23 protein-coding genes are annotated in these 26889 nt (G+C 66.2%); 12 read left to right on the top strand and 11 right to left on the bottom strand.

Annotated elements, in window-relative coordinates:
- Positions 1–71: 71 nt before the first annotated feature.
- Positions 72–1088 (bottom strand): FecR family protein, encoded by a 1017-nt coding sequence (locus AC1RHV_RS13190; RefSeq protein WP_492301019.1) that lies wholly within the window; start codon positions 1086–1088, stop codon positions 72–74.
- Positions 1085–1630 (bottom strand): RNA polymerase sigma factor, encoded by a 546-nt coding sequence (locus AC1RHV_RS13195; protein WP_313387633.1) that lies wholly within the window; start codon positions 1628–1630, stop codon positions 1085–1087. Before AC1RHV_RS13195 ends, AC1RHV_RS13190 begins: the two co-directional genes overlap by 4 nt.
- Before the next feature lie 648 nt (positions 1631–2278).
- Between AC1RHV_RS13195 and AC1RHV_RS13200 the strand changes: the two genes are divergently transcribed.
- The 6 genes from AC1RHV_RS13200 to AC1RHV_RS13225 all read left to right on the top strand — a co-directional run bounded on the left by AC1RHV_RS13200 (position 2279) and on the right by AC1RHV_RS13225 (position 7971).
- Positions 2279–2593, top strand: a complete 315-nt coding sequence (locus AC1RHV_RS13200; RefSeq protein ID WP_192352905.1) for a helix-turn-helix domain-containing protein — start codon at positions 2279–2281, stop codon at positions 2591–2593.
- Positions 2594–2918: 325 nt separating this feature from the next.
- Positions 2919–3890, top strand: a complete 972-nt coding sequence (locus AC1RHV_RS13205) for a LysR family transcriptional regulator (protein ID WP_175212889.1) — start codon at positions 2919–2921, stop codon at positions 3888–3890.
- A 101-nt stretch (positions 3891–3991) separates the two neighbouring features.
- Positions 3992–4993, top strand: a complete 1002-nt coding sequence (locus tag AC1RHV_RS13210) for an ABC transporter substrate-binding protein (RefSeq protein WP_175212888.1) — start codon at positions 3992–3994, stop codon at positions 4991–4993.
- A gap of 72 nt (positions 4994–5065) precedes the next feature.
- On the top strand, positions 5066–5836 hold the full coding sequence (locus AC1RHV_RS13215; protein ID WP_492301022.1) for an ABC transporter permease: 771 nt from the start codon (positions 5066–5068) through the stop codon (positions 5834–5836).
- Between the two features lie 20 nt (positions 5837–5856).
- A complete protein-coding gene (locus AC1RHV_RS13220; protein ID WP_370539838.1) occupies positions 5857–6627 on the top strand; it encodes an ABC transporter ATP-binding protein in 771 nt (256 codons plus the stop codon).
- Between the two features lie 27 nt (positions 6628–6654).
- Positions 6655–7971: an NAD(P)/FAD-dependent oxidoreductase gene (locus AC1RHV_RS13225; RefSeq protein WP_492301024.1), complete on the top strand. Its 1317-nt coding sequence runs from the start codon at positions 6655–6657 to the stop codon at positions 7969–7971.
- A gap of 31 nt (positions 7972–8002) precedes the next feature.
- Here AC1RHV_RS13225 and AC1RHV_RS13230 read toward each other — a convergent pair whose 3' ends face one another.
- The 7 genes from AC1RHV_RS13230 to AC1RHV_RS13260 form a co-directional block, all read right to left on the bottom strand.
- The gene (locus tag AC1RHV_RS13230) at positions 8003–9223 is read right to left on the bottom strand and encodes an MFS transporter (RefSeq protein ID WP_492301026.1); all 1221 of its coding nucleotides are present in this window, start codon (positions 9221–9223) and stop codon (positions 8003–8005) included.
- A gap of 107 nt (positions 9224–9330) precedes the next feature.
- Positions 9331–9750, bottom strand: coding sequence for a VOC family protein (locus AC1RHV_RS13235; RefSeq protein WP_225589257.1), 420 nt, complete (start codon positions 9748–9750; stop codon positions 9331–9333).
- Between the two features lie 84 nt (positions 9751–9834).
- Entirely contained in the window at positions 9835–11859 is a 2025-nt protein-coding gene (locus AC1RHV_RS13240; RefSeq protein ID WP_492301027.1) for an acetyl/propionyl/methylcrotonyl-CoA carboxylase subunit alpha, read from the bottom strand.
- Between the two features lie 56 nt (positions 11860–11915).
- Positions 11916–13523 carry a carboxyl transferase domain-containing protein gene (locus AC1RHV_RS13245; protein WP_492301029.1) on the bottom strand — a complete coding sequence of 536 codons (1608 nt, stop codon included), beginning with the start codon at positions 13521–13523 and terminating at the stop codon, positions 11916–11918.
- Between the two features lie 225 nt (positions 13524–13748).
- Positions 13749–14930 (bottom strand): acetyl-CoA C-acetyltransferase, encoded by a 1182-nt coding sequence (locus tag AC1RHV_RS13250; RefSeq protein WP_054455626.1) that lies wholly within the window; start codon positions 14928–14930, stop codon positions 13749–13751.
- Between the two features lie 35 nt (positions 14931–14965).
- Positions 14966–16822, bottom strand: coding sequence for a bifunctional isocitrate dehydrogenase kinase/phosphatase (gene aceK / locus AC1RHV_RS13255; protein ID WP_054455624.1), 1857 nt, complete (start codon positions 16820–16822; stop codon positions 14966–14968).
- A gap of 11 nt (positions 16823–16833) precedes the next feature.
- On the bottom strand, positions 16834–18012 hold the full coding sequence (locus AC1RHV_RS13260) for an isovaleryl-CoA dehydrogenase (RefSeq protein ID WP_125471016.1): 1179 nt from the start codon (positions 18010–18012) through the stop codon (positions 16834–16836).
- Between the two features lie 246 nt (positions 18013–18258).
- Between AC1RHV_RS13260 and AC1RHV_RS13265 the strand changes: the two genes are divergently transcribed.
- Positions 18259–19434: a M20 aminoacylase family protein gene (locus AC1RHV_RS13265; RefSeq protein ID WP_082401115.1), complete on the top strand. Its 1176-nt coding sequence runs from the start codon at positions 18259–18261 to the stop codon at positions 19432–19434.
- Positions 19435–19492: 58 nt separating this feature from the next.
- On the top strand, positions 19493–20464 hold the full coding sequence (locus tag AC1RHV_RS13270) for a Bug family tripartite tricarboxylate transporter substrate binding protein (RefSeq protein WP_492301031.1): 972 nt from the start codon (positions 19493–19495) through the stop codon (positions 20462–20464).
- A gap of 96 nt (positions 20465–20560) precedes the next feature.
- Here the strand turns inward: AC1RHV_RS13270 and AC1RHV_RS13275 are convergent, their stop codons facing one another.
- Entirely contained in the window at positions 20561–20893 is a 333-nt protein-coding gene (locus tag AC1RHV_RS13275; RefSeq protein WP_088156200.1) for a YnfA family protein, read from the bottom strand.
- A 10-nt stretch (positions 20894–20903) separates the two neighbouring features.
- Positions 20904–21284: a MerR family transcriptional regulator gene (locus tag AC1RHV_RS13280; protein ID WP_054455614.1), complete on the bottom strand. Its 381-nt coding sequence runs from the start codon at positions 21282–21284 to the stop codon at positions 20904–20906.
- Between the two features lie 72 nt (positions 21285–21356).
- Here AC1RHV_RS13280 and AC1RHV_RS13285 point away from each other — a divergent pair, with 72 nt between their 5' ends.
- From AC1RHV_RS13285 to AC1RHV_RS13300, 4 genes are all read left to right on the top strand, one after another.
- Entirely contained in the window at positions 21357–22424 is a 1068-nt protein-coding gene (locus AC1RHV_RS13285; protein ID WP_119449837.1) for an MBL fold metallo-hydrolase, read from the top strand.
- A gap of 247 nt (positions 22425–22671) precedes the next feature.
- Positions 22672–23829, top strand: a complete 1158-nt coding sequence (locus tag AC1RHV_RS13290; protein WP_192493080.1) for an acyl-CoA dehydrogenase family protein — start codon at positions 22672–22674, stop codon at positions 23827–23829.
- Positions 23830–23882: 53 nt separating this feature from the next.
- Positions 23883–25979, top strand: a complete 2097-nt coding sequence (locus AC1RHV_RS13295) for an acetate--CoA ligase family protein (RefSeq protein WP_492301759.1) — start codon at positions 23883–23885, stop codon at positions 25977–25979.
- The gene (locus AC1RHV_RS13300) at positions 25976–26863 is read left to right on the top strand and encodes an alpha/beta fold hydrolase (RefSeq protein ID WP_175212880.1); all 888 of its coding nucleotides are present in this window, start codon (positions 25976–25978) and stop codon (positions 26861–26863) included. Before AC1RHV_RS13295 ends, AC1RHV_RS13300 begins: the two co-directional genes overlap by 4 nt.
- The last annotated feature ends 26 nt before the right edge of the window (positions 26864–26889 follow it).

Genomic DNA, 26889 nt, shown 5'->3' on the forward strand with positions numbered 1-26889 from the left:
CAACTGGGGAAGACGCGCCAGCCGCCAAAACCCGAACCTATCTAATTAAAAATAATTCTTAGTTCTTGTCTTCAGCGGCTGCCGATCACCGTGGCGCCGTCCGGACGCCGGTTTACCGTCACCGGCAACAGGCCGGGCAGCATGTCCAGGACGGCGTCCGGCTGGCGCAGATCCAGCGTGCCGGACAGGCGCAAGCCCCGGGCGCGCTCGTCGGCGAAGCGCAGCGGCGTGTCGCGGTACAGGGCCAGATAGCCAGCCAGCTGCTGCAAGGTGGCGTCGTGCATCACCGCCACGCCGCCCTGCCAGGCGCCGATCTCGCTGGCGGGCACCTGCTGGCGGCGCAACAGCCGCGCGTCGGCGCGCGACAACAGCACCGTGTCGCCGGCCTGAAGCGTCTGCGCGGCGGGGGCGTTGGCGCCTTGGGCGTTCAGCCTGACTTCGCCGCTGCGCACGCCGACCTGCAGCACGTCGGGCAGCAGCAGCACGTTGAACTCGGTGCCGATGTCGCGCAGTTCCGCGTCGCCCGCGGCCACGATCAGCGGCCGGCGGTCGGGGGCGGCATCGATGTAGACCTCGCCGCCCTCGACGCGGATATGGCGTTCGGCCATCGTGTAGCGCACGGTCACGCGGGTGCCGACGTTGGCATGCAGCCGGGTGCCGTCGGGCAGGTCCAGGTTGCGGGTCTGGGTGGACGCGTTGGCCACGGATTCGTAGCTGATGGGCACGTACTGGTAGGCGGCGGCCGCGATCAGCAGCATCGCGGCCAACGCACCGCCCCAGCGCAGGAAGGCGGGGCGCCGCGTCGGCGCTGACCACGCGCGGGGCGGGGACTGCGGCCGTCTGCGCGACGGATTCTGCGTGTGGTTGGCCGGCTGCGAGTGCACCCGGGCGGAGTCCGGGCGCGGCAGCGCCGCCATGTCCTCCCACACCAGCTCGAGCCGCTCGTACTCCCGCCGATGTTCGGGCGAGGCTTGCAGCCAGGACTGGAAGGACTGTTCGGCGCTGGCGTCGGACGCGCGTTCCCGGCGGCGCATGAACCATGCGCTCGCGGCCTCTTCGACAGCGGACAAAGGTAGGGATCGGGTCATGGCGTTTCGCCGTGGACACGGCGCTTGCAATGCGCCAGCGCCAGTTGCAGGTGCTTCTCGACCGCTCGCACACTGATGCCCATGTGGTCGGCGATGTCCTCGCAACGGAGCTCATCATACCGATAAAGCAGGAAGGCCTCGCGCTGGCGCGGCGGCATCTCGTCGATGGCGGCCTGCAGCAGGCGCAGGCGCTGGCTGGCGTCGGCGCGCGCTTCGGGTTGCAGGCCGGCGGGGGCAGCCAGGCCGACTGCCGTGGGCTCGAAACCCTGGTCGTCCAGGCTGGCCACCACATGTTCATCGCGCACGCTCTCGCGGCGCCAATGGTCGCGCAGCAGGTTGCGGGCGATCTCGTACAGATAGGCGCGCGGCTTTTCCGGCGGCGCGGCGCCGTCATGGGCCGCCAGCCATTTGGCGAAGGTCTCCTGCGCCAGGTCCTGGGCGGCCTCGGGCGAACGCTTGAGCTGGCGGTTCAGGAAACCGACCAGCTCCGCGTTCCACGCCTTGTACGCCTCGGCGATCACGCCGAAGAACCGCTCCCCCATGATGCCCCTAGGCTATGTCCGCTGCGCGCTCTGTGAAGCTGGCGCTTAGGCATGGCTTCAATTAAATGATAATGATTCTTATTGTATCAACAATATCGGACGGTGTGCCGAGGTGCCATGGACACCTCCTGCAAGAGATAGCTCGGGTAATTCAGGAAAAGTTGCAAGCATGACGGGGCGGGGGGACACCTCCAGAATAGAGCGATTTGCCTTAGGCGAGCGGCCCACGGCGAACGTTGAACTTCGGGCCGGATAGTCCAGTAACCTGCGTTGCTTCTATACGTTAATTGCGTATAATTTGGTGCGCATGCCATGAAGGCCCTATTCATTGAGTTGCCGGCGTTTCTTCGCTACCGGTCCGACTATCTGGACGACGACGGATTTCGCGGCTTGCAGGAAACCATGATGCAGAACCCGGACGCTGGAGACGTGCTCGAAGGCGCGGGCGGTCTGCAGCAAGCTGCGCTACGGCGATCCGCGCAGAGGAAAAGGCAAGCGCGGCGGCCTGCGGGTGATCTACTACTGGTGGGATGGAGGCCTGCAGTTCTGGCTGTTTACTTTGTACGACAAGAACGAGGCAGTTGATTTGAGCGCCAAGGAAAAGCTGGCACTCAGGGCCATGCTGAAAGCGGAACTGGAGGCGAGACGATGAAGAAGCGCAATCTATACGGAGAGATCGCCGAGGGTTTCGATGCGATGTCGAATGCGCGCGCGGGCAAGCACACCTTGCGCACCCACGAAGTAGAGTTCAAGCCTGCACCGGATGTGACCGCCGAAGAGCTGCTGGCGCTGCGCGAGCGCCTGCATTTGTCTCGCCAGGTGTTCGCTCGTTACTTGCGGACCAATCCCCGAACGCTCGAAAACTGGGAGCAAGGCCGAGCCAAGCCGAACGCGCAGGCCGCGCTATTGATTCGCCTGGTCGAGAAGTATCCAGACACCGTGGAGCGGCTTGCGGCTGTGTGAGCGTCCTTTGTCTTGCCCTGCATGAAAGCGGATCTGCCGGCGCTCTGATGTAGCAATCCGCGCGTGGCGGTTTAAGGACACGTCCGTCCGCACCCGGCGGCCTGCGGCCCCGGGATCTTCCCTCGCATTGAAAGCGCCCTGTCTCCGGGTGCAGCGTCGCCGTGCCATCTGCGTCGGCCGTGCACCCATCTTCCCGATGGGCGTCCGCGTTTCCACAACCATCGTTGTTTCACGCTTCCTAATGTCGACTATTAGATTTGCTTAAGTTGCCCGTATTTTTTGACCCCTCATTCCGGCATTCTTAGCATCACTGATAGGAGACACCATGGGCGCACTAAAAAACGATTCCAGCCTGGACATCCGCATGCTGCGCATCTTCGCGGCGGTGGCGGCGGCCGATAGTTTGTCGGCGGCGGCGCAAGCCTTGAACATCACGCAGTCGGCCGTGTCGCAGACGATCTCTCAGATCGAGAGCACGCTGGGCATGCGCGTGCTGGACCGGTCGCGCAGGCCATACCGGCTGACGCCGGCGGGGGTGACCTTGTACCGCCAGTCGCGGCAGATCGTGGATGACGTGGATCGGCTGATTTCGCAGGTGCGCGAGGCGGACCTGATGAACCGGCCGGCCATCCGGATCGGCATGATTGATTCCTTCGCCGCGACCACCGGTCCAGCCATCGTCAAGCGGCTGACGCAGAGCGCCAGCCAGGTGCTGGTGTGGTCCGGGCTGGCCTACGGCCACGCGCAGGCGCTGCTGAACCGGCAGGTCGACATCATCGTCACCACCGACGCCTTGGACGACGTGGACGGGTTGGCGCGGCGCGCCATCCTGACCGAGCCCTTTGCGCTGGTGGTGCCGGCGGCGCGCGCCGACGAGTTTGCGCGCATGGACCTGCGCCAAGTGGCCCAGGCCGCGCCCTTCATACGCTTCAGCGGCCGCTCGCACTTCGGCGCCATGATCGAACGTCATCTGCGCCGCTGCAGCGTGACCGCGCCGCCGTTCCTGGAGATCGACACCAGCGACGTGGTCATGGCGATGATCGCGGCCAATCTGGGCTGGGCGCTGATGACGCCGCTGTGCTTGTTGCAGGGACGTTCGTGGCTGGATCAGGTGGCGGTGTTGCCGCTGCCGGGACCGGGCCTGGCGCGCACGCTGCACCAGGTGTCGCGGCAGGACGAATTCGAGGAGATGGCCGACATGTTCTGGCAGATCAGCCGCAAGGCGCTGGAGACGGAAATCTTCCCGCAGGTAAGCGCGCATTTGCCCTGGCTCGGGCGGCAGATGCGGCTTTGTTGACCCGGCGGGAAACGCCTGGGCAAGACGCCACGCTTTCGCGAGGCGCCGCGCGCAGCCGGTTTTTCGCCGCAGGATAGCCCGACGACAAAAAGGAGAAGGACATGCAGGAGACTAGACGCAGATTCATCCAAGGCGCCGCCCTGAGCGCCGCAGCCTTGGCGCTGCCGATGGCAGGACGGGCCTGGGCCGCGCAAGCGCAGGCCGTGCGCTATGGCGGCTCGGCGTGGCTGGGCCACTACCCAGCCTGGCTGGCCATCCAGGCCGGCTACTTCAAGAATGAAGGGCTGGACGTAGGCTGGGAGTCTTTCGGCACGACCTCGGCACGCGTCAGCGCCCTGCTGTCGGGCAATATCGACATGGCGGTCACCGCCGCACCCGCTGCGCTGGCGGTGATGGCGCGGGGTTCGCGCCATTTCGCCATCATCGGCGTGCCTGAGAACTTCGGCCGGGTCGAAGGGTTGATCGTGCGCGACGGCGTGCAAAGCATGCAAGACCTGAAGGGCAAGAAGGTCGGCGTCACGTTCGCCTCCAGCGCGCACCTGCTGGTGCTCAATCTGCTGGACCAGGCGGGCCTGAAGGCGGACAAGGACGTCACCGTGCTGAATGTGCCCGCGCCGGAAATGCCGGCGGCCTTCAAGGCAGGCCAGATCGACGCGGCAGCGGCATGGACGCCGCAGTTCAACGCCATTCGCGCCATGCCGGGCGCGCGCATGCTGGCCGACGATACGCAGTTCTCGCTCTACAAGGAATACGGCGTCACGCCGGGGCCGGACGTGCTGGTTGCGCGCCGCGCATTCCTGGACAAGCACCCCGAAGCCGTCAAGCGCTTCCTCAAGGCGTATTTCCGCGCCAACGAGCAGTTGCGCGCGCAGCCGGACAGCACGGTGGCCGCCTTGACGGAACTGACCAAACTTACCGCTGCCGACCAGCTGGAAATGGTCAAGGGCGCCGATTGGTATGCCGCGTCGGAACAAGGGCCGCTGCTGGCGCCGGGCAGCAAGTACATCGATGGCTTGCAGAAGCTGGCGGAAATGATGGTGCGCTACGGACAGATCGACAAGGCACCAGCTGTACGCGATTGGGTTGATCCCGCCTACCTGTAACTGCGAAGGCGTCCACACCGATACGCCTGCGGGCGCATGCCGCCCGCCCTTCTTTCTGTCAGGAATTGAACGATGAATGCATCAAACCGTCAGCGTCGTCCGGACCTGCTGCTGATCAGCAGCGTGTCCGTGATCGTGCTGCTGCTGTTCTGGGAAGGCGTCTGCCGCCTGCAATGGGTGGATCCGCTATTCCTGCCGCCGCCCTCGTCCGTCTTCGCCCGCCTGGCCGGCATGTGGGAGCAAGGCGCGCTAATGGGCCACATCCTGGCGTCCGCGCGCCGGGTCATGGTGGGCTTTGCCGCCGCCACGGCGCTGGCGATTCCGCTGGGAATTTTCCTGGGCACCTCGCTGCGCGCCCGTGCCGCCTTCGACCCCATCCTGTCCTTCCTGCGGCCGCTGCCCTCGATGAGCTGGATTCCGCTGTCGCTGCTGTGGTTCGGTATTACCGAAACGCAGAAGTACAGCATCGTGTTCATGGGCACCTTCGCGCCGGCGCTGTTGTACGTGATCGAAGCCACGCGCAACATCGACCCACTGCTGATCCGCGCCGCTCGCAACCTGGGCGCCAGCGGTCCGCAAGTGATGCGCATGGTGATCCTGCCGGCCAGCCTGCCGCAGATCTTCAGCGGCTTCAAGGTGATCCTGGGCCTGTCGTGGACCTGCGTCATTTCCGCCGAACTGGTTGCCGCGAAGGAAGGCCTGGGCTTTCTCATCATGAACGGCAAGGAGTTCTTCCAGACCGACACCGTGGTGCTGGGCATGGCGCTCATCAGCGTCACCGTGCTGGTGACCGACGTGGTCTTCCGAGTCATTGAAAACAGGGCGTTGGCATGGTCGCGATAAACCACGAAGCAAACAATACGATGATATCGATCGAAGGCATTTCCAAGTCGTTCGGTTCCTTTCACGCCTTGCAGGGCGTGGACCTGCAGGTCAAGCGCGGCGAGTTCCTGGTGGTGTTGGGCGCGTCGGGTTGCGGCAAGTCCACGCTGCTCAACCTGATCACCGGATTCGAAAAACCCAGCGCCGGACGCATCGTGGTCAATGGCCGCGAAGTGCGCGACGTGGATCCGCACTGCGGCATGGTGTTCCAGCAGTACGCCTTGTTCCCATGGCTGACCGTGGCCGAGAACGTGGCCTTTGGCCTGAAGCTCAAGGGCGTTCCCGCTTCGGAACGTCGCGCGACGGCGCAGAAGTTCATCGAGATGGTGGGGCTGAAGGGCTTCGAGGACGCCTATCCCAAGGCCCTGTCCGGCGGCATGCGCCAGCGCGTGTCCATCGCCCGGGTGCTGGCCAACGATCCCGACGTCATCTTGCTGGACGAACCCTTTGCCGCGCTGGACGCCATGACCCGCCAGGTGCTGCAGGAAGAGTTGACCCGCATTTACGAACGCAGCGGCAAGACCATCATCTTCATCACCCACTCCATCGACGAGGCTCTGCTGCTGTCCAACCGCATGGTCATCATGAGCGCGCGGCCGGGCCGCGTCGCCTGCGACATCCCCAACGATCTCCCCTATCCGCGCAATGCCGACGCGCAGCTTTCGCCGCGCTACATCGAGCTCAAGTCGCAGATCTGGGGCATCGTGCAGAACGAAGTCATGCGCAGCCTGCAGGCGCGCGCAGACCAATGATCCGCCAACCGCAACACTGAACCCATCATGTCTCACCCATCAGGGCAATCGCAGACTTATCCTCAATACCAGAGCGGCTCGGGCTGGAATGCCATGCTGCCCAAGCGCGCGCCGCGCACCGCTGCGCCGCCGCATGCGCGCTTCAAGCACGTGATCATCGGCGCCGGCTACACCGGCCTGGCGGCCGCGCGCCGGCTGGCCGAATTGCAGCCCCAGGAGCGCATCCTGGTGCTGGACGCCACCGCAGCCGGCGAAGGCTCCGCAGGGCGCAATTCCGGCTTTCTGATCAACCTGCCGCACAACACCCGCATGAGCGGCCACCACAGTCCGCTGCAGGTCGCGCGCAAGCAGATCGCGATGTACCAGTCCGGACTGGACTGGCTGGCGGAATTGGCGGAACGGGGTGGATTCGACTGCGGCTGGGATGTCGCGGGAAAGTACCACGCAGCGGCTACGCAGCTAGGCCGCAGCACACTGAACGCGTCGCTGGCGCAGTACCGCGATTGGGGCGTCGCGTACACCGAACTGGACCGGGACGCCTTGCGAGAACAACTGGGCACCAGCTATTACGAGTTCGGATACCACTCGATGAACAACGTCTTCGTGCAGCCAGCCGCGCTGATACGAGGCCTGGCCGACACGCTCCCTGAAAACGTCTGGCTCATGGAGAACAATCCTGTGCTGGCGGTCGGCGGCGCAGGCCCCTACACGGTGCGCACGCGCGGCGGCGAGTTCATTGCCGACAACGTGGTCCTGGCCAACAATGCCTTCGCGCGCAAGCTGGGTTTCCTGCGCAGCCGCCTCGTCACCATCTTTACCTACGCTGGCGTCACGCCCGTGCTGAGTCCGACGCAGCAGGCGCTGCTGGGCCAGCGCGACCAGTGGGGCGTCATCCCGGCCAATCGCCTGGGCACCACGCTGCGTCGCATCCGCGGCGGCCGTTTCATGGTGCGCAGCGCCTATTCCTATGAAGCCGAGCAGCCCCTGGATCGCATGGCGCAGTTGCTGCGCGATTCGTTCCAGCGCCGCTATCCCGAACTGGCATCGCATGACTTCGAGTACGTCTGGAGCGGATCCACGGCGCTGACGGGCAATGGCGCGTCCTTTGTGGGGCAGGTGCGGCCGGGCCTGTACGCCTCGGTCGGTTGCAACGGCGCGGGCGTGATCAAGGGCACCATCTACGGCAAACTGCTGGCCGAGCAGATCGCGGGCAGGCGCAGCCCGATGCTCGACGACCTGGAAGCGTTCGAGCGGCCGAACTGGCTGCCGCCCGATCCGCTGCGGCGGATCGGCGTGATGATCGCGATCGCCAGCCAGGCGAAGAAGGCAGGGCTGGAGCGCTGAGCTGGCCGATGCACGGCGCGGACGCGCCGCGTCAGGACGCGTGGATGGTTTTCAACTTGCGCAGTTCGGGGAACCACCGCATCCACAATCCTGCCACCGCCATGGTGCCGACCCCGCCGATCACCACCGCCGGCACCGCGCCGAAGGCCGCGGCCATGACGCCGGACTCGAATTCGCCCAGCTGGTTGGACGTGCCGATGAATAGCGTGTTCACCGCGCTCACGCGGCCCAGCATATGGTCGGGCGTATTCAGCTGCACCAGGGACGAACGCACCACCACGCTGACCGCGTCCGCCGCGCCCAGCACCACCAGCGCGCCGATCGACAACGGGATCGAGGTCGACAGGCCGAACACCGTGGTAGCCAGTCCGAACAGGATCAATGCGCCGAACAGCAGCCGGCCCACGTGCTCGCCCAGGCTCAGGCGCGCCAGCGTCAATGACATCAGCGCCGCGCCGCAGGCGGGGGCGGCGCGCAGCGCGCCCAGCGCCCAGGGACCGGCGTTGAGGATGTCCTTGGCGAAGATGGGTAGCAAGGCCGTGGCCCCGCCCAGCAGCACGGCGAACAGGTCCAGCGACAAGGTGCCCAGCAGCAGGCGCCGCTGGAAGATGAAGGTGATGCCGGCGAACAGCGTGCGCCAGGTGGTCGGTTCCTTGCGCGGCGGCGCGCGTTCGATGACGAGCGTGGCGATGGACGCGAAGGCCGACAGGTACAGGGCCGCCGCCACGCAATAGATCCACCCTGCCCCCAGCCCGTAGCCGACGCCGCCCAGCGCAGGACCCGCGATCTGCGCGATCTGGCCGCCGGAGGACGCCAGCGCGGTCGCGCGCGGCAACCACTCGCGCGGCACCACGGCTGGGATCAACGTGGCCAGGGTCGGCGCTTCAAAGGCGCGGGCCGAACTCATGATGATGATGGTGGCGTAGATCAGCGTCTTGCCGCCCACGCCATGCAGGGCCGCGATCGCCAGCACCAGCGTGGCCAGCGCTTCCAGCGCCATGCACACCGCCACGATCTTGCGGCGGTCATAGCGGTCGGCCACATGGCCCACCACCAGGGTCAGGACCGCCATGGGCAGGAACTGCGCCAGGCCGATCAGCCCCAGGTCCAGCGCGCTGCCGCTCAGCGCATAGATCTGCCAACCCACCGCGACCGAAACGATCTGAAAGGCCAACGACGCGCCGATGCGCGCGAACAGGTAATGCAGGAAGGCGGGGCGTTGAAGCGGACTGGGAGAGTCGGGGGCAGGCATGGAGGATGGCGCGATGGGCGCGCGACGGGCGCCGGACCCCGCATTCTAGGGACAAGTCGCTGACGGGAAACTAAGAGCGGCTCATGTGTCCCCGGCCGGGCCCGCCGTCACGCCTTGGGCCAATACGTCCCAAAGCTCCACAAATTGCCTTCCGGATCGCGGCAGGCGAACTCGCGGCTGCCGTAGGCCGTGTCGTACGGTGGGGTTTCGATGGTGGCGCCCGAGGCCTGGACCTGCGTATGCAAGGCGTCGGGATCGTCCACGGCCAGATACAGCGCGTCGGTGCGGCGTCCTTGCAGGTCGCCCACCAGCTTGCCGTGGGCGTCGTCGCGGTCCGGGCCCAGCATCAGCATGGAACTGCCATAGGCCAATTCCGCATGTTGCACGGCGCCGTCGTCGCGGTAGACGGCGTGCTCGGTGAACCCCAGCACGCCGGTCAGCCAGCGGATCATCGCATCTGCGTCGCGGCAGCGCAGGGTCGGAAACAGGCGGGGCGCCGCCGATTCGGGTGACTTGGCACTCATCATGGGTACTCCCGTGGATAAGCAGGAGCGCCCATGATGCACCCGCGGGCGGCGCGGAGGATGACGATTTTGTTACTGCGCGCCTGGCTACTCGCCGATGGCGACCAGCTCGGCTCCTTCCGCCACCTGATCGCCCACGCCGTAGAACACTTCCGAGACCTTGCCGTCGGCGGGCGCGGAAATGGTGTGCTCCATCTTCATGGCTTCCATCACCAGCAGCGGCTGGCCCTTTTCCACGGTGTCGCCGGCCTTGACCGAGATCGAGATGATCTTGCCGGGCATGGGAGCCGTGAGGCCGCCGCCGTGTTCGCCCTGGGTGTCCTGCGAATGCGCCAGGGGATCGTACAAGTCCAGCACGTGCACGCCGCCTTCGCCGAAGACGTGGGCTTTTTCGGCGTGCAGCACGACGGTGCCGGCGCTTTCATGGCCGTCCAGCGTGATGCGCAGGCCATAGGCCAGGTTGGGGTTGGCGCTGGCGTGGGCGCGCCACAGGAAGGCTTGCGGGCCCGCGCCGCTGTCCAGGGTCCAGGCGCCACCCTGGCGGGCGACGGTGACGTGGCGGGTCTCGCCGTTGTCCACCCATTGCAGCTGGCGCTGGTAGCGGCCGCCCAGGCGCCAGCCGTCGCGCGCGTCCCAGGGATCAGCAGGCTGCTTGCCGCCGGCGGCGCCCGGCTGCGCCAGGCCCTGGCGCACCAGCACGGCGGCGCAGGCCAGCGCCAGCGTGGCGGGACTGGCGGCCTGGGGTTCGGGCAGCAGCGTGGCGCGTTGGCGTTCGATCAGGCCGGTGTCCAGGTCCGCCGCGGCGAAGGCGCTGTCCTGCATCAGGCGCGACAGGAAGGCCACGTTGGTCTGCACGCCCACGGCCTGCGTCTGGGCCAGGGCCTGCAGCATGCGGGCGCGGGCCTGGTCGCGGTCGGCGCCGTGCACGATCAGCTTGGCGATCATGGGGTCGTAGAACGGCGTGATGGTGTCGCCCATGCGCACGCCGCCGTCGACCCGGATGTCGCCGTTGGCGAACGCGGTGTGCGCCGGCAGCCCCAGGTAGGCCAGCGTGCCGATGGACGGCAGGAAGCCCTTTTCCGGATTCTCGGCGTAGATGCGGGCCTCGATGGCGTGGCCCTGGATGCGCAGGTCTTCCTGGCGCGCGGGCAGCGGCTGGCCGGCGGCCACGCGCAGCTGCCATTCGACCAGGTCGTGGCCCGTGATCATTTCGGTGACCGGGTGCTCGACCTGCAGGCGCGTGTTCATTTCCATGAAGTAGAACCGGCCGTCGGGTTCGGCGATGAACTCCACCGTGCCCGCACCCACGTAGCCCACGGCGCGCGCGGCGGCCACGGCGGCTTCGCCCATGGCGCGGCGGCGCTCTTCGGTCATGCCGGGCGCGGGGGCTTCCTCGATCACTTTCTGGTGGCGGCGCTGCACCGAACAATCGCGTTCGAACAGGTAGACGCAGTTGCCGTGCGTGTCGGCGAACACCTGGATTTCGATGTGGCGGGGCTTCTGCAGATAGCGTTCGATCAGCACGCGGTCGTCGCCGAAGCTGGAGGCGGCCTCGCGCTGGCAGGAGGCCAGCGCATCGAGGAACGCGCCCGACGATTCGACCACGCGCATGCCTTTGCCGCCGCCGCCGGCGCTGGCCTTGATCAGCACGGGGTAGCCGATGGCGTCGGCCTGGGTCTTGAGGAATTGCGGGTCCTGGTTGTCGCCGTGGTAGCCAGGCACCAGCGGCACGCCGGCTTTTTCCATCAACGACTTGGCGGCGGACTTGCTGCCCATCGCGGCGATGGCGGAGGCCGGCGGGCCGACGAAGGCGATGCCGGCCTTTTCGGCGGCTTCGGCGAAGGCTTCGTTCTCGGAGAGAAAACCGTAGCCGGGGTGGATGGCGCCCGCGCTGGTATCGCGCGCGGCTTGCAGGATGGCGTCGGCGCGCAGGTAGCTGGCGCGCGGCTCCGAGCCGCCGATGTACACGGCCTGGTCGCAGGCGGCGACGTGGCGGGCGTTGGCGTCGGCGTCGGAATACACCGCGACGGTGCGGATGCCCATGCGGCGGGCGGTGGCGGCCACGCGGCAGGCGATTTCACCGCGGTTGGCAATCAGCAAAGTGTCGAACATGGATGTCATCCAGGCTGAAATTATTCTTGGGCTGCAATGGGGGCGGCCATGCCGTCCTACATGCGGAACACGCCGAACTTGGTGTCCTCGATGGGCGCGTTCAAGGCCGCCGACAAGGCCAGGCCCAGCACGCGGCGCGTGTCGGCCGGGGCGATGATGCCGTCGTCCCACAGCCGCGCGGTGGCGTAGTAGGGATGGCCTTCGCGTTCGTACTGTTCGCGGATCGGCGCCTTGAAGGCGGTTTCCTCATCGGCCGACCACTGACCGCCGCGGGCCTCGATGCCGTCGCGCTTGACCGTGGCCAGGACGCTCGCGGCCTGTTCGCCGCCCATGACCGAGATGCGGGCGTTGGGCCACATGAACAGCATGCGCGGCGAATAGGCGCGGCCGCACATGCCGTAGTTGCCAGCGCCGAACGAACCGCCGATCAGCACGGTGAACTTGGGGACGTTGGCGGTGGCCACCGCCGTCACCATCTTGGCGCCGTGGCGGGCGATGCCTTCGTTTTCGTACTTGCGGCCGACCATGAAGCCGGTGATGTTCTGCAGGAACACCAGCGGGATCTTGCGCTGCGCGCACAGTTCGATGAAGTGCGCGCCCTTCTGCGCGGACTCCGAGAACAGGATGCCGTTGTTGGCCACGATGCCGACAGGCATGCCGTGGATGTGCGCAAAGCCGGTGACCAGCGTGGGGCCGAAGCGCGCCTTGAATTCGTCGAACTCGGAGCCGTCCACGATGCGCGCGATGACCTCGCGCACGTCATAGGGCTTGCGCGTGTCGGCGGGAATGATGCCGTTGAGTTCGCTGGGGTCGTAACGCGGCTCGCGCACGGGGATGGTCGCCAGCGGCTGCGGCTTCTTGCGGTTCAGGCGCGCGACGGCGTTGCGCGCCAGTTGCAACGCATGCATGTCGTTGGCGGCCAGGTGGTCGACCACGCCGGACAGGCGCGTGTGCACGTCGCCGCCGCCCAGGTCCTCGGCGCTGACTTCTTCGCCCGTGGCGGCCTTCACCAGCGGCGGGCCGCCCAGGAAGATGGTGCCCTGGTTCTTGACGATGATGGACTCGTCGCTCATGGCGGGCACGTAGGCGCCGCCGGCGGTGCAGGAGCCCATCACCACGGCGATCTGCGAAATGCCTTGCGAGGACATCTGCGCCTGGTTGTAGAAGATGCGGCCGAAGTGTTCGCGGTCGGGGAAGACCTCGTCCTGCTGCGGCAGGTTGGCGCCGCCCGAATCCACCAGGTAGACGCAGGGCAGATGGTTCTGCGCGGCGATTTCCTGCGCGCGCAGATGCTTCTTGACCGTCATCGGGTAGTAGGTGCCGCCCTTGACCGTGGCGTCGTTGCAGACGATCACGCATTCCGTGCCGGCCACGCGGCCGATGCCGGTGATGACGCCCGCGCCGGGGGCTTCGCCGCCGTACATGCCGTGAGCCGCCATCGGCGACAGTTCCAGGAACGGCGTGCCCGGATCGATCAGGTGCTCGACGCGGTCGCGCGGCAGCAGCTTGCCGCGCGCCACGTGCTTGGCGCGAGCGGCTTCGCTGCCGCCCAGCGCGGTATGGGCCAGTTGCTGATCCAGATCGTCCAGCTGCGCCTGCATGGCCTGCGCATTGTCGGTGTAGTCCTGCGACCGCGGATTGATGCGGGATTCGATGATGGGCATGGGGTTCCACCCGTCCTGCTTGTTGGAAATTTGAAGGCGCTCGTGGAGCGGTTTGTCTCGCTGCCCGGTGGGCCGGGCATTCTTGTCGGTTAGGGGCACCGAAGAGGGATTTCGTTGCGCCTTTCCTGTACGGCGCGCGACCGACCCGTCGCGCTACGACGCCATGCAAGAAAGGCGCAGCGGAATCCATCGAAAGCCGGGAGGCCGAAGCCTCCCGGCGTTGCGTCAGACCATCTCGATCGCCATGGCGACGGCTTCGCCGCCGCCGATGCACAGCGTGGCTACGCCGCGCTTGCCGCCGGTCTTGCGCAGCGCGCCGACCAGGGTGGCCATCAGGCGGGCGCCGGACGCGCCGATCGGGTGGCCCAGGGCGGTGGCGCCGCCGTGGACGTTGACCTTGTCATGCGGCAGCTTGAAGTCGGCCATGGCAGCCATGGTGACCACCGCGAAGGCTTCGTTGATTTCGTAGAGGTCCACGTCCTCGGCCTTCCAGCCGGTCTTGGCGAACAGGTTCTTCAGCGCGCCCACGGGGGCGGTGGTGAACCAGTTCGGCTCTTGCGAGTGCTGGCTGTGGGCGACGATGCGGGCCAGGGGCTTGACGCCCAGCTTTTCCGCGGTGGAGGCACGCATCAGCACCATGGCGGCGGCGCCGTCGGAGATCGACGAGGAGTTGGCGGCGGTGACGGTGCCGTCCTTCTTGAAGGCGGGCTTGAGCGTGGGGATCTTTTCCGGCATGGCCTTGGTGGGGGCTTCGTCGGTGTCGATCACGGTGTCGCCCTTGCGGCCGGCCACGGTCACGGGGGCGATTTCCCACTTGAAGCTGCCGTCTTCCGACGCGGCGCGGGCGCGGCGCAGCGATTCCAGCGAGAACGCGTCCTGCTGTTCGCGGGTGAAGGAATACTTGGCGGCGCAGTCCTCGGCGAACACGCCCATGGCCTTGCCCTTGTCGTAGGCGTCTTCCAGGCCGTCCAGCGCCATGTGGTCATACACGGTGTTGTGGCCGTAGCGGTAGCCCTGGCGGCCCTTGAGCAGCAGGTAGGGCGCGTTGCTCATGCTTTCCTGGCCGCCGGCGACGACGATGTTGGCGCTGCCCGCGGCCAGCAGGTCATGGCCGAACATGGCGGCCTTCAGGCCCGAACCGCAGACCTTGTGGATGGTGGTGCAAGCCACGCCCAGCGGCAGGCCGGCACCCAGCGCTGCCTGGCGCGCCGGGGCCTGGCCCTGGCCGGCCTGCAGCACGTTGCCCATGATGACTTCTTCGACTTGCTCGGGCTTGATGCCGGCGCGTTCGACGGCGGCCTTGATGGCGATCGAGCCCAGCTCGTGCGCGGCCAGGCCGGACAAGGCGCCCAGCATGCCGCCCATGGGCGTGCGGGCGACGGAAACGATGACGATGGGATCTGACATGGCTAGCTCCTGTGAGGGTCGGGACAGCTCTGGGGTTACGAGGCCGCGGGTTCGCCCGTAGGGCGTTCCGGACGCAGGCGTCTGTCCGTATCGTAAGGGAAAAATTCTTCAATCCGGCCCTGCGCCACATGGGCGCGGCAGGCCTGCCACCACTCCGGTTCCAGCAGGTCGGAATGGTGACGCATGAAGGCGCCGCGCACGCGCGGGTCGCCTAGCAGAAAGCGTCCGAATTCTTCGGGAAAGACATCATTCGGACCGATGGCATACCAGGGTTCGGACGCCAGCTCCGCCTCTTCGTTGGGAGCGGGCGGAATGCGCCGGAAATTCATTTCTGTCATGCGCTGGATTTCGTCGTAATCGTAGAAAACGACCCGGCCCAGGCGCGTGACGCCGAAGTTCTTGTAAAGCATGTCCCCGGGGAAAATATTGGCCGCCGCCAGTTGGCGGATGGCGTCCCCGTATTCGCGCACGGCCGGGTCCAGCAGCGCATCCGACGCCTGGCGCAGGTAGATGTTCAGCGGGGTCATGCGCCGTTCGATGTAGACATGGCGGATGACCACCGTGTCGCCGGTTTCCTCTATCAGGCTGGGCACCAGCCGGCGCAATTCTTCCAGCAGCGCGGGTGCAAAGCGTGCGCGCGGCAGCGCCACCTGTGAGTATTCCCAGGTGTCGGCCATGCGGCCGACGCGATCGTGCAGCTTCACCATCTGGTACTTGCGGCGCACGGTGGCATGGTCCATGCCGTCCTTGTCGATGCGGTCCTTGATGAGCTTGAACACGTAGGGATAGGACGGCAGCGTGAACACGCACATCACCATGCCCTTGATGCCGGGGGCGATGTCGAAGGCGTCGCGCGAATGGGCCAGGTGGTGCAGGAAGTCGCGGTAGAACAGCGTCTTGCCCTGCTTCTGCAGGCCGATCATGGTGTAGAGCTCGGCCTTGGGCTTGCGTGGCAGCAGGCTGGACAGGAAATTCACCACCGCGGCCGGCGTTTCCATGTCCACCAGGAAATAGGCGCGAGTGAAGCTGAACAGCGTGCTCAGGTCGTCGGCGCCCAGCAGCAGCGCGTCCAGCACGACCTGGCCTGCCGGGTTGCGCATCAGCGCCACCGCAAAGGGATACACCGTGCCCTGGTTGATCAGGCGGCCGACGATGTAGGCGCCCTTGTTGCGGAAGAACAGCGAGCCCAGCGCGTGGATCTGGCAGTCGCTGGCGATGCGGCGGCCGACGTGGCGCGGCAGTATCGCGCGCAACTGCTTGACCGCGGCGCGCGCCAGCAGCCGGGTGTCGCGGGGCAGGTCTTCGAAGGGCAGCGCCAGCCCGAAGTCCGCCACCATGCGGATCAGGCTTTTTTCCAGCCCGTCGGTGGCGGGGTAATACACCCGGTACGAGGGGATGCTGCTGTCCAGGTAGTCGGTGGCGATGGCCGGGCGGACGAACAGGAAGGCGTTGTGGAAATAATCGCGGTGCAGGATGCGGCACGACACCGAGTTGAAAAACGTCTCGGCGCATTCGGGCTGGCGGTGGTCGCCCAGCAGGCCCACGAATTCCTGCTTGATCTGCTGCCAGAACGCGGTCTGCTCGTCGCTCAGGTTGGGTGCTGCGCTACCGTTGGCGCCCACCGCGCCTTCGGGGCGGCCGCGCAGCACGCCTTCCAGCTGGGTGGCGCATTCGCGCACCCGCATGTCGTAGTACTCGATGCGTTCGCGCGACAGGCGCTGGATGCCGTGCCAGTCGCCGGATTCGAACAGCGCCTTGGCGCGCTGGGCGCTGTAGCGGAACAGCGCGTAATGGCGGTCGAAGCCCGCCAGGATCAGCCGTGCGACGTCCAGCGGCGAGGGGCCCGGAGCGGGCGCCTGCTCGATGTGCTGGACGTCGGACATGCGGATCATGGCGGCGTCGCTCAGGCGGTTTCGTTGAACAGTTCGCGGCCGATCAGCATGCGGCGGATTTCGCTGGTGCCGGCGCCGATTTCGTACAGCTTGGCGTCGCGCCACAGGCGGCCCACCGGGTATTCGTTGATGTAGCCGTTGCCGCCCAGGATCTGCACGCCCTCGCCCGCCATCCAGGTGGCTTTCTCGGCGGTGTACAGGATCAGCGCGGCGCAGTCCTTGCGCACCTGGCGCACGTGCTCGGCGCCCAGGCGGTCCAGGTTCTTGCCGACCTGGTAGCAGAAGGCGCGGCTGGCCTGCAGCGTGGTGTACAGGTCCGCGACCTTGCCCTGGATCAGCTGGAATTCGCCGATGGCCTGGCCGAACTGCTTGCGGTCATGGATATAGGGGACGACCACGTCCATCACGGCCTGCATGATGCCCACCGGGCCGCCGGACAGCACCGCGCGTTCGTAGTCCAGGCCGCTCATCAGCACCTTGACGCCGCCGTTGACCTGGCCCAGCACGTTCTCTTCCGGGATTTCGCAGTCCTGGAACACCAGTTCGCCGGTATGGCTGCCGCGCATGCCCAGCTTGTCCAGCTTTTGCGCCACGGAAAAGCCCTTGAAGCCCTTTTCCACCAGGAAGGCGGTGATGCCGCGCTGGTGCGCCTCGGGATCGGTCTTGGCGTAGACCACCAGGGTGTCGGCGTCGGGGCCGTTGGTGATCCACATCTTGGTGCCGTTCAGCACGTAGCGGTCGCCCTTCTTGTCGGCGCGCAGCTTCATGCTGACCACGTCGGAACCGGCGCCCGGCTCGCTCATGGCCAGGGCGCCCACGTGTTCGCCAGAAATCAGCTTGGGCAGGTACCTGGCTTTCTGGGCGGCGGTGCCGTTGCGGTTGATCTGGTTCACGCACAGATTGGAGTGCGCGCCGTAGGACAGGCCGATGGAGGCGCTGGCGCGGGAGATTTCCTCCATCACGACCATATGGGCCAGATAGCCCATGTTGGCGCCGCCATATTCCTCGTCGGCCGTCATGCCCAGCACGCCGAGTTCGCCGAATTTGCGCCAGAGGTCCATGGGGAACTGGTCGCTGCGGTCGACTTCTGCGGCGCGCGGCGCGATCTCGGCCAGTGCGAAATTACGCACCGCGTCGCGCAGCATGTCCAGATCTTCGCCCAGGTCGAAGTTCAGGCCGGGAAGGTTCATCGCTGTCTCCGTGATAGTAGGTACTTACTATTTTGTGGGCGCCCGTCTCCGGCGCCAGCTTGCCGCGCGTGGCTCATGATGCGCCGATCGGCCATCGCCGCGCAATGATGCACTGCAAATATTACGTTTACGTAAACGTAAATTGGAGTCGGGTTATCCCTAGGTAATTCAGCCCTGCCTAGGGAGTTGCGCTGAGTAAGATGCCAGCCGATCCTTGAATCCTGAATCATTGCGATGGAGTCTGCCGTGCTCGAACTATCCAACCTGGACGAAATTGTGGCGCTGCGGCGCGACATCCACATGCATCCGGAGCTTTGCTACGAAGAGCATCGCACGGCCAAAGTGGTGGCGGACACGCTGCGCGGCTGGGGCATCGAGACCCACACCGGCATCGCCAAGACCGGGGTGGTCGGCGTGATCAAGCGCGGCACGTCGGATCGCGCGATCATGCTGCGCGCCGACATGGACGCCCTGCCCATGCAGGAAGAGAACCAGTTCGAACACCGCTCGCGCCACGACGGCAAGATGCACGGCTGCGGCCACGACGGCCACACCGCCATGCTGCTGGCCGCCGCGCGCCATCTGCAGGCCGAAGGCGGCTTCGACGGCACCGTGTACCTGTGCTTCCAGCCGGCCGAGGAAGGCGGCGCGGGCGGCCGGGCCATGATCCAGGACGGCCTGTTCGAGCGCTTCCCCTGCGAAGCCGTGTTCGGCCTGCACAACTGGCCGGGGCTGCCCGCCGGATCCATCGGCGTCTGTTCCGGCCCGATGATGGCGGCCGCCAACGGTTTCAAGATCACCGTGCGCGGCAAGGGCGGCCATGCGGCCGCGCCGCAGGACTGCAGCGATCCGGTGCCGGCGCTGTTCGCCATCGGCCAGTCGTTGCAGACCATCCTCACGCGCAGCAAGCGTCCGCTGGACGCCGCCGTGCTGTCGATCACCCAGGTGCAGGCCGGCGGCAGCGTGATCAACGTCATCCCCAACAGCGCCTGGCTGGGTGGCTCGGTACGCGCTTACAGCACGGCGGTGGTCGACCTGATTGAACGCCGCATGAACGAGATCGCCGGCAACATCGCCGCCGCGCACGGCTGCGAGGCCGACGTGTTCTTCGAGCGCCGCTATCCGGCGCTGGTGAACACCGTGGCTGAAACCGAGTTCTGCATGGAAGTCATGCGCGAGGTCGTGGGCGAGGACAAGGCAATGGTGATCGAGCCGGCCATGGCCTCGGAAGATTTCGCCTTCCTGCTGCAGGAAAAGCCCGGCTGCTACGTGTTCCTGGGCAACGGCGACGGCGAGCACCGCATGGCCGGCCACGGCCTGGGTCCCTGCATGCTGCACAACGCCAGCTACGACTTCAATGACTCCCTGATTCCGGCTGGCGCGTCGTACTGGGTACGCCTGGCGCAACGCTATCTGGCCTGATGTGCTTCACGCCTTTCGTTTTATCTGACGCAGTGCCACGCAACATTACCAGGACGATATGAAAAAGAAGACATTGCTGATCAAGGCCGCGGGGGCGGCCTTGGCAATCATGGCCAGCGGCGCCATGGCGCAAAACTGGCCGGCCAAGCCCGTGACGCTGGTCGTGCCCTACACCGCCGGCGGCAGCGCCGATGCGATCGGACGCCGCCTGGGCGACGTCCTGCGCAAGGAAAGCAACGTAACCGTCATCGTCGAGAACAAGCCGGGCGCGGGCGCCTCCGTCGGCACCGACTTCGTGGCGCGCGCACAGCCGGACGGCACCACGCTGCTGCTGGCTTCCACCAGCCCGCTGACGATCTTCCCGCATCTGGCCAAGACCAACTATGACCCGATGAAGGACCTGACGCCCGTGGCCAGCGTGGCGGTAGCGCCCGTTGCCATCGTCGCCACCAAGGCGCTGCCGGTGAAGGACTTCGCCGGCTTGATCGACTACGCCAAGTCGCATCCCGACGGCGTGCGCTACGGCACGCCGGGCCAGGGCACCGTGGCCCACATCGGTATGTCGGCCGTCACGGCGCAGACCGGCACCAGGATGCTGCACGTTCCTTACCGCGGCAACAGCCAGGCGCTGACCGACGGCCTGGGCGGCGTGGTCGAGCTGCTGGTGGTCAATAGCGACGTGGTGCTGCCGCACGTCGCCAGCGGTGCGCTCAAGCCGCTGGCCGTGATGGCGCCCGAGCGCCTGGCCGCCTGGCCGGACGTGCCCACCATGGCGGAACTGAAGATGCCGCAGGCGCAGTACTACTCCAACTTCGGCGTGTTCGCGCCGGCCAATCTGCCGGCCGCGGTTGCGCAGCCCCTGCAGGCCGCCTTGGCCAAGGCGGTGGCCAGCGCCGAATTCCAGGAACTGCTGGCCAAGTCCTACCTGCAACCGGGCACCGCCACGGGCGAGGCCTTCGCCAAGCAGGTGCAGGCGGAATTCGCCAACAACGCCCGCGTCATCAAGGAAGGCAACATCAAGGCGGAATAAGCCTTGCCCAACAAAAAGCGCGCGGCCCTGTGGGGTACGCGCGCTTTTTTTTGGTCGCCCCAAGACCGCGAACGTTTCGCGGGGGGGCGTCGCAGGCTATGTGCCGCGCGGTCCGAACATGATCACCAGCATGCCGGCCAGGCACAGGCCCACGCCCACCCAGTCGCTGACGCTGGGACGCACGCCGTCCACGGCCCACAGCCACAGCAGCGCCATGCCGATGTACACGCCGCCATACGCCGCATAGACGCGGCCGGAAGCCGTGGGGTGCAGCGTCAGCAGCCAGGCGAACAGCGCCAGGCTGGCGGCCGCCGGCGCAAGCAGCCAGATGGAATGGCCTTTGCGCAGCCAAAGATAAGGCAGATAGCAGCCGACGATCTCGGCCAGCGCCGTCAGGATGAACAGCGCGAGGGTTTGCAGGGCGCCCATGCGCGTCCCGCTAGGGCTTTTGCGCGAGCAGCTCGCGGCATTGCTGTTCCTGCTGCGCGATCTCGCGCAGGGTATCCTCGATGTCGCGGCGTTGCTGTTCCAGCGTGGAGCGGTGCTGTTCCAGCACGCTCAGGTACTGGCGCAGCTGGACCGCGGTGTCGCCCGGCCCGTCGTACATGTCGATCAAGGTCAGGATCTCGGACAATTGCAGGCCCAGGCGCTTGCCGCGCAGGGCCAGCTTCAGGCGCGTGCGGTCGCGCGGCCCGAAGATGCGGTTGCGTCCTTCGCGCGCCGGGCTGACGATCCCCTGGTCTTCATAGAAGCGGATCGTGCGGGGCGTGACGTCGAACTCGCGCGAGAGTTCAGAGATGGTCCAGGTTGACGGGGACATGCGGCGTGTGGCAGTTTACGTAAACGTAAATTATGATGACTTGACCCAATCGTCAAGCGTGGAGGAGAGGCAATGAATCCGAACGAACAGAAACTGCAGTACCCCTGGGCCGATTTCCAGCCCGAAGCCGGCCGTTCGCACGTGGTGGCGGATGGGGTCAAGTGGATCAGGATGCCTCTGCCGTTCGCGCTGGATCATATCAACCTCTGGCTGCTGCGCGACAACATCGACGGCCGCGACGGCTGGACCATCGTCGACTGCGGCATCACCCGCGATGAAGTGAAGACGCTGTGGGAACGGGTATTCGAGACCGAACTCGAAGGCCTGCCGGTGCTGCGCGTGATCGTCACCCACATGCATCCCGACCACATCGGCCTGGCGCACTGGTTGTGCGAACGCTGGAATGCGCCCCTGTGGATGACGATGACGGACTTCATGGTGGCCTCGCTGTGGTCCTCGCGCCGTGGCGAAGCCGGCGGCGGCCCGGGCGGCCAATCGGCGGTGGACCACTTCGCGCGCCATGGCCTGACTGACCTCGACGCGCAGGAGCAGATCCGCCAGCGCGCCAATTACTACCCCAACCTGGTGCCGGCCGTGCCCGCGCGCTACACCCGCATCCTGCATGGCGACGCGGTGCGCATCGGCGGGCGCGACTGGCGCGTCATCGTGGGCTATGGCCACGCGCCTGAACACGCGTCGCTGTATTCCGCCGACCTGCGCGTGCTGATCTCCGGCGACATGGTGCTGCCGCGCATTTCCACCAACGTCAGCGTGTTCGACTACGAGCCCGACGCCAATCCCCTGCCTCTGTACCTGCGTTCGCTGGACGGCTACGCCGACCTACCCGAAGACACGCTGGTGCTGCCTTCGCACGGCCGGCCTTTCAAGGGTCTGCACGAGCGCATCGCGCAACAGCACGAACACCACCGCGACCGCCTGGCGGAAGTGCTGGAAGCCTGTGCGGTCCAGCCGCAATCGACCACCGACATCGTGCCGGTGCTGTTCAAGCGCAAGCTCGACCTGCACCAGTTGACCTTCGCCATGGGCGAGGCGCTGGCGCACCTGCACGCACTGTATTTCGAAGGGAAGCTCAAGCGCGCGCTGGGCGCGGACGGCATCATGCGGTTTTCGGCCGCCTGAGCGCTGCATCGGGCCGATAAGCAGTAGCCCTGCAGCTATTGCGGGCAAGTCCGGCAGCCGCGCGTCGCCGAGGGGCGACGCGGCTGCCGCGTATGGCTTCATCCCAAGCGAATGTCGGACCCGCCGTCCGCTCCCGACAACATTCGTTCATGAGATTTTGTAATGCCTGCGCTTCATAGCGCGAAGTTCCGACAGATGCTGAATCCGACCATCATGTGCGGCATGCAGAACCTCTCGGGAAAATCCCATGAACTTCGATCTGACTGAGGAGCATCAGTCCTTCGCGGATGCCGTCCGCCGTTTTGCGCAAGACAAGCTCGCCGCGGGGGCGTTGGCGCGGGCGCACTCCTCTGCGTATCCATGGGATGCCGCGCGTCTGCTGGCCGAGCAGGGCTTGCTCGGTATCACCTTTTCTGAAGCCGACGGCGGCCAGGGCGGTTCGCTGATGCACGCCGTGTTGGCCATCCAGGAAGTGGCGCTGGTTTGCCCCAAAAGCGCGGATATCGTGCAGGCGGGAAATTTTGGTCCCATCCGCACCTTTGTCGAATACGCCACCCGAGAGCAAAAGGCGCGGTTCCTGCCCGACCTGCTGGCAGGCAGGAAGCTGATCGCCCTGGGCATGAGCGAACCCGACGCGGGCTCCGCCGTGACCGAACTCAAGACAAGCGCGCGCCTGGACGGCGACGAGATCGTGATCAACGGCAGCAAAGTGTTCTCCACCCACAGTCCGGAAGCAGATCTGTTTCTGATCTACGTGCGTTTCGGCGCCGGCATCGGCGGCATCGGTTCCGTGCTGGTGGAACGCGGCGCGCCAGGATTCTCGGTTGGCGAACCCTCCAGTTTCATGAGCGGCGAACAATGGTGCCAGCTCTACTTTGAAGACTGCCGCATCCCCGTGGGCAACCTGCTGCTTGGCGCGGGCGGCTTCAAAAAGCAGATTGCGGGTTTTAACGTCGAGCGGCTGGGCAATTCCTCGCGTTCGCTTGCGCTTGGGCGGCACGCCTTTAACCTGGCGCGCGAACATGCCGGGTTGCGTAAGCAATTTGGCCGCGAACTATGCGAATTCCAAGGGATTCAGTGGAAATTCGCCGATATGGCGTTGAAGCTCGAATCCGCGCAATTGATGCTGTATCGCGCCGCACTCGAGGGCGAACATGGCTTGCCCTCGGCGCACAACACAGCATTGGCGAAACTGGCCTGCAACACGGCTGGCTGGGACGTCGCAAACGAGGCCCTGCAGGTAATGGGCGGCATGGGGTACAGCCAGGAATCGCTGGTCGAATACTGCGTGCGCCGCATACGCGGATGGATGATCGCGGGCGGATCGATAGAAATGCTCAAGAACCGGATCGCCGAGGGCGTGTTCGAACGCCAGTTCTCGCAACGCGCGCCCCTGGCCAAATGAGATAAGGCGCCTATCGAGTGCGATTCTCAACGATGAACACCAAGTCCCTCTCGATGAATACAGAGTCAGTCTCGGGGGCGGCGCTGGCCGCCGCCTTGCTCAATCCGGCCAGTATTGCCCTGATCGGCATCTCCGACGATGCCAGCAAGACCAGCGGCAGACCCCTGAAGTTCCTGCGACGTGCCGGCTATGGCGGCAGGATCTATCCCGTGAATCCCAGGCGCGACACCGTGCAGGGTGAACGAGCCTGGCCGGATCTGGCATCCCTGCCGGAAGTGCCCGAGCATGTCTTCATACTCACGCCGACGGACGGCGTCCAGGCGGCGCTGGAGCAATGCGCCGCGGTCGGCGCCAAGGTGGCAACGATACTTGCCAGTGGCTACTCCGAGGCGGGCGCGGAAGGTGCGGAACGGGAGCAGGCCTTGCGCGCGCTCGCAAAGCGCTCCGGGGTGCGGTTGCTGGGTCCTAGCAGTCTCGGCGTGGTCAATGCGGAGACGGGCCTGCGCCTGACCGCCAACGCGGCGTTTGCCGAGCCGGACCTGCCTTCCGGCCGAACATTCGTGGCGTCGCACAGCGGCAGCATGATCGGCGCCCTGGTCTCGCGCGGAAAAGCGCGCGGCGTGGGCTTTGCCGGGTTGGTGTCGGTAGGCAGCGAAGCCGATCTCAGCATCGGTGAAATCTGCGCCGCCACGCTTGACGATCCCGCCATCGATGGCTATCTGTTGTTCCTCGAAAGCCTGCGTCATGGCGCTGAGCTACGCGCCTTTGCCATGGAGGCTGCCAAGCGCGGCAAGCCCGTGATCGCGTACAAGCTGGGCCGCTCCGACGCCGCGGCGGAAATGGCAGCTACCCATACGGGCGCATTGGCCGGCGAGGACGATATCGCCGATGCTTTCCTCAAAGATTGCGGGATCGCCAGGATAGGCATCTTCGATGCCTTGCTGGAAGGTTTGCCGCTGGCCCGGCGCTTCGACCTGATGCATGACGCCGCCAAGCCCCGGCGTGTGGGCGTGGTGACTACAACGGGCGGTGGCGCGGCCATGGTGGTGGACCAGCTGGGCATACGCGATGTCGTGGTCGAACCGCTATCTGCCCAGACGCTGGAGCGTTTGCGGGAGCAAGGCGTTCCCGCTTCGGCCGGACGCGTGCTGGACTTGACGCTGGCCGGCACGCGCTATGAGGTGATGAAGAAAAGTCTCGACGTCATGCTGGATGCTCCCGAGTTCGATCTCGTGGTGGCCGTGGTGGGCTCCTCGGCGCGCCACCAGCCCCAGCTCGCAGTCAGGCCGATCATCGACAGCATGGGCTGCGGCAAACCCTTGGCCGCCATGCTCGTGCCGGATGCTCCCGAGGCCCTGGCGGCGCTGAGCGCGGCGGACGTGCCCTGCTTCCGCTCTCCGGAAAACTGTGCCGATGTCATTGCATCGGTCTTTGCGCGGCGCCGTCCCGCCATGACGGCAGCGGTCCAGGCCCCGCCCGCGTCGGCAGGCGCTGCGCCGCGCGCGCTCAGCGAGGCGCAAGCCTATGCCGTGCTGGACAAACTGGAAGTGCCGCATGGGCCGTTCGTTACGGTGCCGCTGGCCGGGCCCGCACCTGTGCTGCCCTTTGATTTTCCCGTCGTGGCCAAGGTCTGCTCCGAGCTGATTCCTCACAAGACCGAGGTGGGCGGCGTGGTCCTGTCGATCGACAGCCCAGCATCGCTAACGCAAGCTTTGGCCAAGCTGCGCTCGAATCTTGCCCGGCATGCGCCAGACGTGGGCTGCGATCTCGCCCTCGTGCAGCCGATGTGCGCGGGGCTTGCCGAGGTTCTGTTGGGCTATCGCGTGGATCCTGATGCGGGCCCGATCGTGCTGCTGGCGGCAGGAGGCGTCTGGGCCGAAGTCATCCGCGACCGCAGTGTCCGGCTCGCACCCGTCGGCCTGGAGGGCGCGCGCGAGATGATCGGCGAACTCAAGGTGTTGAAGACCGTGTCGGGCCTGCGCGGCAAGGCGCGCGGGGACCTCGAAGCGCTGGCGCAAGCCATCGTGCAGTTGTCACAGCTTGCCTTGCATCCTGAATTGGGAATCAGCGAGGCCGAGGTCAATCCGCTGCTTGTGATGCCAGACGGCCGTGGGGTCATCGCGGTGGACGCGCTGGTATTGCGCTCATGAACGACGCGGTGTTCGTACCAGACCTGGCGCAGGCCGCGCAAGCCGAGATCGCACGCCTGGACGCTGCGGCGCGATTGCATCATGTGGACGGACGCCACGGCAAGATTGCGTGGCGTGAGTTTGGCAGCGGTGCACCGCTAGTGCTCTTGCATGGCGGCCACGGCAGTTGGCTGCATTGGGTCCGCAACATAGAGGCCTTGTCGCAGGACCATACTCTGTTGATTCCCGATATGCCCGGATACGGCGATTCCGGCGATCCGCCGAGTCGCGCGGGCGAGCAGGAGCGGCTGATGCAGATTGTCGATGCGTTGATTGCTTCGCTGGACCAGCTACTCGGCGCTGGAGCGTCGCTGGATCTGGCGGGCTTCTCGTTTGGTGGACTGGTGGCCGCCTTGCTGGCACGCCAGCGCGGGGGAGTGCGCAGGATGTCGCTGCTGGGCAGCGCGGGGCATGGCACCGCAAGACGCCCCGGTGCGGGACTGGCGCCATGGCAAGGTTTGCCGCAGGCGGACATGCTTGCGGCATTGCGGCACAACCTGGGCGCCCACATGCTGCATGCGGACGCCTCGATCGACGCGCTGGCGCTGGCGGTGCATGAGCATTCCTGTCTGCGCACTCGATTCAAGAGCCGGCTGTTGTCGCGGACCCGTCAATTGCCAGAAGCTCTGGCCGCCTTCAGCCAGCCCGTCTTGTTGATCTGGGGCGAACACGACGTCACCGCAACCCCCATGACTCTGGCGCACCAGCTTGCCGAACTCTGCGCTGCTGGCGATTGGTGTGTCGTGCCCGGCGCGGGTCACTGGGTCCAATACGAGTGCGCGCAGACAATCAATCCCATGCTGGCGAGCTGGTTCGGCCCCGGACAACGCCGCTATCCGGTCTGACGCCGACTTGTCTGCGACGCGCCTGT

This window comes from Achromobacter sp. GW823-FHT04E03 (assembly GCF_058796095.1).

Coding starts and splice junctions, on each gene's coding strand:
- AC1RHV_RS13190 (WP_492301019.1), bottom strand. CDS start 1,088: ATGACCCGATCCCTACCTTTGTCCGCTGTCGAAGAGGCCGCGAGCGCA.
- AC1RHV_RS13195 (WP_313387633.1), bottom strand. CDS start 1,630: ATGGGGGAGCGGTTCTTCGGCGTGATCGCCGAGGCGTACAAGGCGTGG.
- AC1RHV_RS13200 (WP_192352905.1), top strand. CDS start 2,279: ATGAAGAAGCGCAATCTATACGGAGAGATCGCCGAGGGTTTCGATGCG.
- AC1RHV_RS13205 (WP_175212889.1), top strand. CDS start 2,919: ATGGGCGCACTAAAAAACGATTCCAGCCTGGACATCCGCATGCTGCGC.
- AC1RHV_RS13210 (WP_175212888.1), top strand. CDS start 3,992: ATGCAGGAGACTAGACGCAGATTCATCCAAGGCGCCGCCCTGAGCGCC.
- AC1RHV_RS13215 (WP_492301022.1), top strand. CDS start 5,066: ATGAATGCATCAAACCGTCAGCGTCGTCCGGACCTGCTGCTGATCAGC.
- AC1RHV_RS13220 (WP_370539838.1), top strand. CDS start 5,857: ATGATATCGATCGAAGGCATTTCCAAGTCGTTCGGTTCCTTTCACGCC.
- AC1RHV_RS13225 (WP_492301024.1), top strand. CDS start 6,655: ATGTCTCACCCATCAGGGCAATCGCAGACTTATCCTCAATACCAGAGC.
- AC1RHV_RS13230 (WP_492301026.1), bottom strand. CDS start 9,223: ATGCCTGCCCCCGACTCTCCCAGTCCGCTTCAACGCCCCGCCTTCCTG.
- AC1RHV_RS13235 (WP_225589257.1), bottom strand. CDS start 9,750: ATGATGAGTGCCAAGTCACCCGAATCGGCGGCGCCCCGCCTGTTTCCG.
- AC1RHV_RS13240 (WP_492301027.1), bottom strand. CDS start 11,859: ATGTTCGACACTTTGCTGATTGCCAACCGCGGTGAAATCGCCTGCCGC.
- AC1RHV_RS13245 (WP_492301029.1), bottom strand. CDS start 13,523: ATGCCCATCATCGAATCCCGCATCAATCCGCGGTCGCAGGACTACACC.
- AC1RHV_RS13250 (WP_054455626.1), bottom strand. CDS start 14,930: ATGTCAGATCCCATCGTCATCGTTTCCGTCGCCCGCACGCCCATGGGC.
- aceK (WP_054455624.1), bottom strand. CDS start 16,822: ATGATCCGCATGTCCGACGTCCAGCACATCGAGCAGGCGCCCGCTCCG.
- AC1RHV_RS13260 (WP_125471016.1), bottom strand. CDS start 18,012: ATGAACCTTCCCGGCCTGAACTTCGACCTGGGCGAAGATCTGGACATG.
- AC1RHV_RS13270 (WP_492301031.1), top strand. CDS start 19,493: ATGAAAAAGAAGACATTGCTGATCAAGGCCGCGGGGGCGGCCTTGGCA.
- AC1RHV_RS13275 (WP_088156200.1), bottom strand. CDS start 20,893: ATGGGCGCCCTGCAAACCCTCGCGCTGTTCATCCTGACGGCGCTGGCC.
- AC1RHV_RS13280 (WP_054455614.1), bottom strand. CDS start 21,284: ATGTCCCCGTCAACCTGGACCATCTCTGAACTCTCGCGCGAGTTCGAC.
- AC1RHV_RS13285 (WP_119449837.1), top strand. CDS start 21,357: ATGAATCCGAACGAACAGAAACTGCAGTACCCCTGGGCCGATTTCCAG.
- AC1RHV_RS13290 (WP_192493080.1), top strand. CDS start 22,672: ATGAACTTCGATCTGACTGAGGAGCATCAGTCCTTCGCGGATGCCGTC.
- AC1RHV_RS13295 (WP_492301759.1), top strand. CDS start 23,883: ATGAATACAGAGTCAGTCTCGGGGGCGGCGCTGGCCGCCGCCTTGCTC.
- AC1RHV_RS13300 (WP_175212880.1), top strand. CDS start 25,976: ATGAACGACGCGGTGTTCGTACCAGACCTGGCGCAGGCCGCGCAAGCC.